This is a genomic window from Saccharothrix sp. (assembly GCF_031180885.1).
Taxonomy (GTDB): domain Bacteria; phylum Actinomycetota; class Actinomycetes; order Mycobacteriales; family Pseudonocardiaceae; genus Actinosynnema.
Genome location: NZ_JAPSLK010000043.1, coordinates 59,508 through 68,656, shown reverse-complemented (window position 1 = coordinate 68,656; position 9,149 = coordinate 59,508). Strand labels below are relative to the sequence as shown.

Annotated in this window: 13 protein-coding genes; 5 read left to right on the top strand and 8 right to left on the bottom strand. The window is 70.9% G+C overall.

Translation table 11 applies throughout. The annotated features are described in order from the left end of the window. Positions 1–188 precede the first annotated feature (188 nt). The gene (locus RIN75_RS32875) at positions 189–1,106 is read right to left on the bottom strand and encodes a LuxR C-terminal-related transcriptional regulator (protein WP_309115958.1); all 918 of its coding nucleotides are present in this window, start codon (positions 1,104–1,106) and stop codon (positions 189–191) included. A 216-nt stretch (positions 1,107–1,322) separates the two neighbouring features. Here RIN75_RS32875 and RIN75_RS32870 point away from each other — a divergent pair, with 216 nt between their 5' ends. Then, positions 1,323–3,134 carry a S8 family serine peptidase gene (locus RIN75_RS32870; RefSeq protein ID WP_309115957.1) on the top strand — a complete coding sequence of 604 codons (1,812 nt, stop codon included), beginning with the start codon at positions 1,323–1,325 and terminating at the stop codon, positions 3,132–3,134. 35 nt (positions 3,135–3,169) lie between these two features. Here the strand turns inward: RIN75_RS32870 and RIN75_RS32865 are convergent, their stop codons facing one another. Next, positions 3,170–4,435 (bottom strand): site-specific integrase, encoded by a 1,266-nt coding sequence (locus tag RIN75_RS32865; RefSeq protein WP_309115956.1) that lies wholly within the window; start codon positions 4,433–4,435, stop codon positions 3,170–3,172. Then, positions 4,435–4,671 (bottom strand): hypothetical protein, encoded by a 237-nt coding sequence (locus RIN75_RS32860; RefSeq protein WP_309115955.1) that lies wholly within the window; start codon positions 4,669–4,671, stop codon positions 4,435–4,437. The genes RIN75_RS32865 and RIN75_RS32860 overlap by 1 nt, the downstream gene beginning before the upstream one ends. On the opposite strand from RIN75_RS32860, the gene RIN75_RS32855 reads away from it, so the two are divergent. Both RIN75_RS32855 and RIN75_RS32850 read left to right on the top strand, forming a co-directional pair. Then, positions 4,658–5,458: a hypothetical protein gene (locus RIN75_RS32855; protein WP_309115954.1), complete on the top strand. Its 801-nt coding sequence runs from the start codon at positions 4,658–4,660 to the stop codon at positions 5,456–5,458. The genes RIN75_RS32860 and RIN75_RS32855 overlap by 14 nt on opposite strands. Next, positions 5,455–5,772, top strand: coding sequence for a hypothetical protein (locus tag RIN75_RS32850; RefSeq protein ID WP_309115953.1), 318 nt, complete (start codon positions 5,455–5,457; stop codon positions 5,770–5,772). The genes RIN75_RS32855 and RIN75_RS32850 overlap by 4 nt, the downstream gene beginning before the upstream one ends. Before the next feature lie 74 nt (positions 5,773–5,846). Here the strand turns inward: RIN75_RS32850 and RIN75_RS32845 are convergent, their stop codons facing one another. From RIN75_RS32845 to RIN75_RS32825, 5 genes are all read right to left on the bottom strand, one after another. Next, complete coding sequence (locus RIN75_RS32845; protein WP_309115952.1) at positions 5,847–6,332, bottom strand: hypothetical protein; 486 nt, start codon at positions 6,330–6,332, stop codon at positions 5,847–5,849. Positions 6,333–6,422: 90 nt separating this feature from the next. Next, a complete protein-coding gene (locus RIN75_RS32840; RefSeq protein ID WP_309115951.1) occupies positions 6,423–6,977 on the bottom strand; it encodes an MmpS family transport accessory protein in 555 nt (184 codons plus the stop codon). A gap of 89 nt (positions 6,978–7,066) precedes the next feature. Further along, positions 7,067–7,321, bottom strand: coding sequence for a hypothetical protein (locus tag RIN75_RS32835; protein ID WP_309115950.1), 255 nt, complete (start codon positions 7,319–7,321; stop codon positions 7,067–7,069). Between the two features lie 137 nt (positions 7,322–7,458). Then, the gene (locus RIN75_RS32830) at positions 7,459–7,800 is read right to left on the bottom strand and encodes a hypothetical protein (protein WP_309115949.1); all 342 of its coding nucleotides are present in this window, start codon (positions 7,798–7,800) and stop codon (positions 7,459–7,461) included. Beyond that, complete coding sequence (locus RIN75_RS32825) at positions 7,797–7,925, bottom strand: hypothetical protein (RefSeq protein ID WP_309115948.1); 129 nt, start codon at positions 7,923–7,925, stop codon at positions 7,797–7,799. The genes RIN75_RS32830 and RIN75_RS32825 overlap by 4 nt, the downstream gene beginning before the upstream one ends. On the opposite strand from RIN75_RS32825, the gene RIN75_RS32820 reads away from it, so the two are divergent. After that, positions 7,918–8,247 carry a DUF6879 family protein gene (locus RIN75_RS32820; protein ID WP_309115947.1) on the top strand — a complete coding sequence of 110 codons (330 nt, stop codon included), beginning with the start codon at positions 7,918–7,920 and terminating at the stop codon, positions 8,245–8,247. The genes RIN75_RS32825 and RIN75_RS32820 overlap by 8 nt on opposite strands. Before the next feature lie 8 nt (positions 8,248–8,255). After that, entirely contained in the window at positions 8,256–9,101 is an 846-nt protein-coding gene (locus RIN75_RS32815; protein ID WP_309115946.1) for a DUF5753 domain-containing protein, read from the top strand. The last annotated feature ends 48 nt before the right edge of the window (positions 9,102–9,149 follow it).

The window sequence follows — 9,149 nt, the reverse complement described above, 5'->3', positions numbered from 1 at the left end:
CACCCACAGCCGCCCCACCCACAGCCGCCCCACCCACAGCCGCCCCACCCACAGCCGCCCCACCCACAGCCGCCCCACCCACAGCCGCCCCACCCACAGCCGCGCCGCGACCCGCCGGAACTCCAGCCGCCGGCACCCCGCCTGCCGGCCAACTCCAGCCGACGCTCGCCCGCACCCGCCAACCCAGCTCAGAGCCAGCCGCGGCGCATGGCCTGCACGCCCGCCTGGAACCGCGTCTGCGCCCCGCACCGGTCCATCAGTTGCCGCACCCGGCGCTGCACCGTCCGCGGCCCCAGCCCCAAGTGGCGGGCGATGCTCTCGTCCGTCAACCCCGCCGCCAGCAGCGCCAGCAGCTGCGTGTCCACCTCCGCCCCCGACGCCCCCGGGTTGAACGGGATCGAGTTGTCCCAGTACAGGTCGAACATCGACGTCAGCACGTCCAGCAGCGGCGACGGGCGGATCAGCAACACCTGGTCCACCACCGACCGCACCGACACCGGTAGCACGGCCACCCGCGCGTCCACCACGGCCAGCTTGAACGGCAAGGTCGGCGTCACCCGTGCCCGCTCACCGGACGCCACCAGCTCCGCGATCTCCGCCAACCGCCCCGGCAGTTCCACGCTCGACCGGTCGTATATGACCCGCCATTGGACGTGGCGGCGCCGCGTGTCCACCTCCAACGCCACGTGCTCCTCCACCGGCGAGATGTACGGCGGCTGGTCCAGCACGCACACCTCGGACCTCGCCCCCGCCAGCAGCGCCTGCCACAGGTCCCGGACCGCGTCCGCCCCGTTCACCACCTCCACCATGGCCGTGTCGTGGTGGTGCTCGGCCCGGTTGCGCAGGTAGGCGTCCATCAGCGGGGCAGCTTCGGCGCGGGCGCGGCGGTGGCCGTCCTCGCGGGCGGCGATGAGCATCTCGACCGCCAGGTCCGGGGGCACGGCCTGCCAGACGTCCGCCGCGACCCGCCGCACGACCCCCAGCCGGTGCAGTTCCTCCAGCACCTCGGGCCGGGTCTCCGCCTCTTCGACGGTGCACGAACCCATGTGCACCAATCGCTCGTAGGCACGAGCCTGCTCATCGGGGACACCCAGGTGCGAGAACACGACGACATTGTCCCCGATGCGACGTTCAGCCGTAAAACACTGCTCCGTTCAGCGCAAGCGGCTGACGTAAACACGACAGTGACGCGAAACTGCCGCGTTCCGCCTCTGTGCCAATAGCCGTCGACCTGCCTACCTTTCACGCACTTCGCAGCCGGTTCAGACCCCTGACACCCCTCGACGGCAAGGCGAAGTCACTGTAGGTGGAAGGAAATCCCTGTGAACGGATTGCGACGCTCCGCGCTCTGCGCCGCCGCCGTCTCCGCCACGCTGCTCACCGGCACCGTGACGATGACCGCGACCGCCGCGCCCGCGGAACCGCAGGCGTCGCCGGCGACCACGCCCTACGAACGGCTGATCGTCGGCTACAAGTCCACCGCCGCCGAGGCCCGGTCCGACCAGGCCGCCGCCTCGGACGCCGACGCCAAGGGCGACAAGGTGGGGCGCGACCTCAACCTCGAGCGCCGCCTGGGCACCGGCGCGGCCGTCGTGGACCTGGGTGGCGCCGACGCCGCCACCGCCGCGAAGGCCCTGGACGAGTTCCGCGCCGACCCGGACGTGGCCTACGTCGAGCCCGACCTGATGGTGCAGCCCCTGGCCACGCCGAACGACACCGAGTACGGCCGGCAGTGGGACCTGTTCGAGGCCACCGCGGGCATGAACGTGCCCGGCGCGTGGGACACGGCGACCGGCAAGGGCGTCACGGTCGCGGTGATCGACACCGGGTACGTCGCGCACTCCGACCTGGCCGCCAACGTCGTCGCCGGCTACGACTTCGTCTCCGACGCCTCGCGCGCCCGGGACGGCAACGGGCGCGACGCCGACCCGGCCGACAACGGCGACTGGGTGAAGGCCGGCGACTGCGGTACCGACCTGTTCGGCAACCCGATCCCGGCCAAGGACCAGGACTCGTCCTGGCACGGCACGCACGTCGCGGGCACCATCGGCGCGGTCACCAACAACACCAAGGGCGTCGCGGGCATCGCGTACGAGGCGAAGCTCCAGCCGATCCGCGTCCTCGCGCAGTGCGGCGGCAGCACGTCCGACATCGCCGACGCGATCATCTGGGCGTCCGGCGGCGCGGTGGCGGGCGTCCCGGCCAACCCGACCCCGGCCAAGGTCATCAACATGAGCCTGGGCGGCGAGTCGGCGTGCTCGTCGACCTACCAGAACGCGATCAACTCCGCGGTCGGCCGCGGCGCCACGGTCGTCGTCGCGGCGGGCAACTCGAACAAGGACGTCTCCGGCTTCACCCCCGCGTCCTGCGACAACGTGGTGGCGGTCGCGGCGTCCAGCCGCGCCGGCGACCGGACGTTCTACTCGAACTACGGCGCCAAGATCGACATCACCGCGCCCGGCGGCCAGACCCGCAACGCCAACGACACCCCCGGCACCATCACCACGCCGGAGAACGGCATCTGGTCCACGCTGAACACCGGCGCCACCACGCCCAGCGGCGAGAACTACGAGCCGTACCAGGGCACCAGCATGGCCGCCCCGCACATCGCGGGCCTCGCCGCGCTGCTCGTCCAGGCCAACCCGTCCCTGACGCCGGCCCAGATCGAGACCCTGATCAAGAACAACGCCCGCCCGCTCCCCGGCACCTGCACCGGCGGCTGCGGCGCCGGCCTGGCCGACGCGGCGAAGACCGTGGCGGCGGCGGGCGGCGGCACCACCCCACCCCCGGCCGGTTTCTTCGAGAACACGACGGACGTCGCCATCCCGGACCGTTCGACCGTGACCTCGTCGATCGCGGTGACCGGCCGCACCGGCAACGCGCCGTCCACCCTGAAGGTCGGCGTGGACATCAAGCACACCTACCGGGGCGACCTGGTGGTGGACCTGGTCGCGCCGGACGGCACGGCGTACCGGTTGAAGAACTCGTCGTCCAGCGACGGGGTCGACAACGTCGTGGCCACCTACACGGTGAACGCGTCGAGTGAGCCGGCGAACGGCACGTGGAAGCTCCGCGTGCAGGACGTGTACTCGGGCGACACCGGTTACATCGACGTCTGGAACCTGACCTTCTAGGAATAGCGGGCCGCTGGTGTGCCTCTACCAGCGGCCTAAGTCCGACCAAGATCGTTCGGTACGGACTGGGTACGGGACGCGCCGGAGAGCGCCGTGAAGGCGGCGTCGATCACCGCGCGCGTCCCGTTCCGCTCGTCGTCGGGCCAGTACCCCAGGTAGGTCTCCAGGGTGATGGTCGGCTTCGCGTGCCCCATGGCCATCTGGACCGTCTTCACGTTCTTGCCCGCGTAGATCAAGGCCGTGGCGAAGAAGTGCCGCAAGGACGTCGTCGTGTAGGTGCCGACGGGCAGCCCGGCCTGCTCCACGCCCGCCGCCCAGAACTTGGCCCAGCGAGTTCCGCACATCGGCTTTCCGTTGAGGTCCAGGAACAGCAACCTCGCCTTGCGTTGCCTGGGCTTGTCCGGGTTGGTGCGGTCCCAGATCAACACCGGCTCCGGTGGATGCAGTGCGATATGCGAGGCCAGCGCCTCACCGGCGAACGTGGGTAGCTCGATCGTTCGCTTGCTCGTCCTCGTCTTCAGTGGAGCGAGGTAAGGCCGCCCCGACGTCGGAGACATCACCAGCTGCTGGCGGATGTGCACCACTCGTCGCAGGAAGTCCACCGCGTCGAGTTCCAGGCCGAACAGCTCACCGGCTCGCGTGCCACACCCGGCGGCGAGGTGAATCGCGGCGCGGTAAGCGTTGTCGATGTTGTCGGCGAGCAAGCTGACCTGGTCCGCGGTCGGCAAGTCGTACTCACCCTCGGGCAGCTCCGGCAGAACGATGTCAACGCAGGGGTTGGCGGCGATCAGTTGGTCGGTGACCGCGCGCTTGAACATCGGGTAGAGCACGCCGCTGTAGATGGTGCGGATCGTGCTCGCCGCAAGCGCATCCCGGTCGTTGGTGGCGGTGCGGCGGTCCGTCACCCAGTCTTGGATCGTGCCCGACCTCACTTGTGCCATGGGTAGGCGGCCGAGCACGGGCTTGATGTGGTTCTCCACCGCGCTCTTGTACTTGTAGTTGGTGCCTGGGCGCTTCTGGAGTCGGCTGACCCACTGGTCGGCGTAGTCCTCGACGAGGATCTGCCCGGCCTTGGGGTCGACGTACTTCCCCCGCGAGATGTCGGCCTTCATGTTGTTCTCGAACCGCTCGGCTTCGGCCAACGTGCGGAAGGACGGGTTCCTCGTGCGGCCAGTGTGAGGGTCGACGTAGCTGACCCGCCACCGCTTGCCCCTGCCGTAGCGCTTGGACCTGGCCCTCTGCTCCTTGCCGTCCGGGCCCTTGACCGTCTTCTTGAGGTGCCAGAGGTCTTGGGGCGCCATCACGCGCTCCGCGCGTCGAGGATCTCCGGCACGTACAGCGGGGCGCGCCAGGCGGCGGCCTGGTCGGCGTCGAACTGGGCGGCCCAGGCCCGACGCTCGAACCGCTTGGTGGTGCGGCGGCCGTCTTCGTTGCGGTAGCGGACCTCCCAGCGGGCCCCTTGCGGGCTACGTGGACGGGCGCTACGCGTGGTCCAAAGAGGACTGGGACAAGTCCCCAACGCGGTGCGCGTCCGCATCGCTGTCTTCTCCAGCACCAACGACGGCGTCGTGCTGGACGTGGAACCAGGGTGCACCTGGCCGCCGGAACTCGCGCCCGGGTGGGTCCGGATGCGCCGACGCGCCGGTGTTGACCCGACCGTCTACTGCAACCTCTCGCACCTCGGCGCGCTGCGCGCCGCGTTCGACGCGGCCGGCGTGCCGCAGCCGCACTACTGGGTGGCCCGCTACGACGGCCGCCCGGAGATCCCCGCCGGCACGGTCGCGAAGCAGTACGCCGACGACAAGTTGTTGGGCAAGCACTACGACATGAACGCCGTGGCCGACTACTGGCCCGGAGTGGACGGAGACGACTTCATGAGCCTCAAGGACCAGCTCGTCACCTACAACGGCGAGCCGATGACCGTGGAACAGGTGCTCAAGTACCTGGAGTCGGCGGTGCGCGAGATCTACGTCCGACTCACCAAGCAGGGCAACGACCAGGAGCCCGGCGGCCTGCCGGCCGCCACCGGCGAGCGGTGGACGTCCGGAAGCGACCTGCTGGTGGGCGCACACGCACACGCGAAGTGGGCCGACCAGGGTGTCGGTCGCCTGGAAGTGAAGTTCGACGCGCTCCGGCAGGAGCTGTCCGACGACGAGGTGAAGATCCTGACGGCGGTGCGCGCGATCGAGCGCGGCGAGCTGGACGCCGAGCAACTGCTCGCGGCGCTGGAGCCGAAGCTCCCGGCCGCGCTGGCGGCAGGGCTGCGCCAGGTGATCCGAGACGGCGTCGGCGACGCCACCAACACGCAGGAGGACCCGAAGTGACGAACCCGAACCCCACCACCCCGCCCGAGGACCGGCACCCGCTCGCGCGGATCGCCCGCACGGTCGGCACGGTCCGGGCCGTGGTCGCCGCGGTGCTGTCCGTGCCGGCCGTGGTCGTGCTCGTCGGCGCGGACGTGCCCACCGCCGTGGACGCCGTGCTCGGCGCGCTGCTCGGGCTGCTGGCCACCGTCGGCCCGCTGTGGTCGGCGATCACGGTGCGCCGGCGGGGCGAGCCGCTGGTGACGCCGGTCGCGGACCCGCGCGACGACGCCGGCCGGCCGCTGGTGGCGCGGGGCCGGTCCGCGCCGCTGTAGCACGACATGATGACGCCCCCGCTTCCTCCTTCGGGAGGGGGCGGGGGCGTTTCGTCGTTGACGGGGTCCTTCGCTTAGGACAGGCCGCCGTCCTTCATCAAGCCGCTGACCACCGGCCACGTGTTGGTGGCCAACGTCGCCGCAAGCCGGCAGTCGCTGACGGTACCCTCGCCGCGCATACAGCCGAGGTCCACGTACTGCTTGGCCGAGGTCAGGAGCGTGTCGATCGCGGCACGCGTGGTGTCCCACCCCGACGATGCGGGCAGCGCCTTCTCCAGGTCCGCGACGACGGTCGCGACGTCCGCGATGTACGACCCGCACGTCGCCAGACGGACCTGCGCCTCGTCGCACACCGACGTCGACGGAGGCTTCACGGCGTCCACCCGCCGGATCCAGTCCCGGGCGAAGGTGTCGACTGGCGTCGTGGCCGACGTCGTCGTGACCCCAGTAGGGGTGGCGGAGCTGCTGGTCGAGGGTGGGGTGCTCGCGGTCCCGCTGCCGCCGCACGCGGCTAACGCGCCGAGCATGGCCGCGACGAAGGCCGCGACGAGTCGTCTCATGCCTGGTCAGTCGCCGACGCCTCTTGCCGCGTTACCCGGGTCGCCACCGCCCTGTTGGGCGGCGGCGCGGGGGCCTTTCTGCGTGTCGGGCTACTTGCCGAGGGTGCCGATGTTCTCGTTCACCGTCACCACCGCGTACTGGCCGCTGCTCTTGCCTTCCTTGACGACCTTGCCGTCCACGGTGATCCGCGCGGTGATCTCGGTGGTGCCCTTCCCGGCCTGCGCCACGATGGACACGAACTGCATCGCCTCGCCGGGCGGCAGCTCAATCTGCTTCGACCACGGCAGCGGGGCCTGCCCGACCTGCTCGGTCGAGGTCAAGCCGTCGGTGGTGTAGGTGATGTTGTTGGCGGTCCCGGACCCCAGCACCTCGTAGAGCACCACGCGCGCAGCAGGTGCCGGCTTCTCCTGCGCGGGCTGCTCCTGGGCGGCCGGCGCGGTCGTCGTGCCACCGGCCGTGGTGGTCGCGGGCTTGTCCGGCGCGAGGACCGAGCCGAGCACGATCAGCAGGAGCAGCGCCACACCAATGCCGACCCATAACGGCCCACGGCTCTTCTTCTTCGGCGCCGGCGGCGGGGGCGGCGGGGCGTACTGGTGGCCGTAAGGCGAGGGCTGCTGGCCGTAGGGGGGCTGGGGCTGGGACATCGACGCTCCATCTTCTGGTTGCTGTATCCGGGTAGTCGGCAGTGGGCACACGGCCGTTACTGTCCGAGTTGACCAGCATCGCGGCCCGGTCATAGACCGGCGAGCAGCCGCTTCCCGGACTCGACCAGCCGTCCGCCCTCCAGTAAGGCGCTACCGAGCGCGTTGTAGTACGCGCTGATCAGTGCCGCGAGGCGTTCGGCTTCGGGCTGGCTCGACCCGGCCAGCATTGGCGGCAGCCGGATCTCGTACAGCTGCGCGCTGTCCGTCAGCCATACGATCGTGCCCAGCTGCTGGTCGATGTCGCTGACCATCAGGTTGACCTGGTCCCGGATCTCGCCGAGCACTTGCCATGCCTTTCGCCGTCGAGGAAAGGGGCGCCCTTCCCGCACGGCCGGCGGCGGGAAGGGCGCCTGTGCGCTCGGACCTCCGCGTCCGAGCGCCGCGTGGCCCGCTGCCGACCAAGGCTGACGGGCCAGATCGGTTACGCCGCCGCAGCGGCGCCGCTGCGGAGTTCCACGTCGTAGCCCTCGTCGGCGAGCCGGGCGGCGAGCGCCTGTGCGATGGCACGAGCTTGCGCCGTGCTCCCCGCGCCGATCGCGACGGTGCACTGCCTCCGGCCGAGCGGCTGACCGCGCACGAACATGACCAGTGCGGCCACGCCACCCGGCACACCGGGGGCACTCGCCACGGGGTACGTCGAGTCGTGCCCCCAGTTGAGCAGGCGCCGTACGTCCCACACGAGGTCGGCCTGCGGCTGGGGTCCGAGGGCGGAGTCGTACGAGACGATCTTGACGGAGGGCGTCTCGGGAAACGTGTCCCTCATCGCGCGTCGCCGGTGAGCGCTTCGGCGGCCTCCAGGGCGGCGCGGACGCTGCGGGCCTGGTCCCGGTCGAGCCACGCCGCGGGTGCCGGGGCGGCGAGCGTGATCGCGCCGCCGTCGATGCCCACGGACACCTCGCGGGGCCGCCCTGCCGCGTCGAGGCAGGCGAACCGGTTCGAGCTGTCCATCACCCCGCCGGCGGTCCAGGCCGGGGAGGACATCCGCATCCTGCCCGCGGACGCCGCCGCGCGCACCGAGCTGGGCGACGAGGACTTCTGGCTGTTCGACGACGAGCTGGTGGCGGTGCTGCGCTTCGGCGACTCGGGCGTGGCCGGTGCGGCGCTGATCGACGACCCGGCCGCGGTGGCCCGCTACCGTGCCATCCAGCACCGCGCACTGTCCGTGGCGGTCCCGTACGAGACGTGGGCCGCGCGACCGCCGACCGGGTAGAGGAGAACGTGAGCACCTTCGAGGCTGATCGGTTGGAGTTCGCTGACCATCTGGTGCGGCTGCGCATGGCGGTCGAACCGGAAGCGAAACGATTCGCTGCGCGGATCGGCTGGCACGCCTCGAAGGTGTCTCGGATCGAGACCGCGAAACGATTGCCGGACGACGCGGAACTCACCGCGTGGCTTGAAGCGGTTGGCGCGTCGGCGGCGGTCAGTCGCGGATTGCGGAACCGCCTTCGTGATCTCCGGATCGCCGAGGCCGCGTGGAAGCGGCAACTGCGCAAGGGGCATCGCCGTCGTCAGGAACGGGACGCGAAAGAGGAGAGCGCCGCGACGCTGATCCGCGTCGTGGAAATCATGGCCGTGCCCGGCCCGGTGCAGACCGCCGACTACGCCCGCCACGTGATCCTTTCGCAAGCCGATCTGCTCGGCGTTCCGGCTGGCGACGTTGACGCTGCGGTGAGCGCTCGAATGCAGCGTGGCCGGATCCTCTACGAGCCGGGGCGCCGGATCGAAATTCTCGTCGCCGAGTCCGCGCTGGGAATGGCGGTGTGTCCGGCCGAGGTGATGCGCACGCAGATCGACCGCCTTCACTCGGTGGTCGATCTGCCGACCGTGCGGTTCGGCATCCTGCCGCTGGGCGTCCAGTACCCGAACCTGCTGCCGCACGGCTACTGGCTCGTCGACGACGAGGTGGTCGTGGAGCTGGTGCACTCCGAGGTCCGAGTGACCGACCCGGACCACGTCGCGGTCTACAGCCGGCTGACCGACCGCCTCTGGGACGTGGCCGTCGAGGGTGCCGCCGCCCGCGCTCTGCTGGCCCGCGCGGCGGCGGCCCTGGCCGCCAAGCCCTAGCCGACCCGGGGTGCCGCGCCCGGCTGTCGGGCGCGGCCCCGGTACGGA

Coding starts and splice junctions, on each gene's coding strand:
- RIN75_RS32820 (WP_309115947.1), top strand. CDS start 7,918: ATGCCCACGGACACCTCGCGGGGCCGCCCTGCCGCGTCGAGGCAGGCG.
- RIN75_RS32845 (WP_309115952.1), bottom strand. CDS start 6,332: ATGAGACGACTCGTCGCGGCCTTCGTCGCGGCCATGCTCGGCGCGTTA.
- RIN75_RS32860 (WP_309115955.1), bottom strand. CDS start 4,671: ATGCGGACGCGCACCGCGTTGGGGACTTGTCCCAGTCCTCTTTGGACC.
- RIN75_RS32865 (WP_309115956.1), bottom strand. CDS start 4,435: ATGGCGCCCCAAGACCTCTGGCACCTCAAGAAGACGGTCAAGGGCCCG.
- RIN75_RS32840 (WP_309115951.1), bottom strand. CDS start 6,977: ATGTCCCAGCCCCAGCCCCCCTACGGCCAGCAGCCCTCGCCTTACGGC.
- RIN75_RS32830 (WP_309115949.1), bottom strand. CDS start 7,800: ATGAGGGACACGTTTCCCGAGACGCCCTCCGTCAAGATCGTCTCGTAC.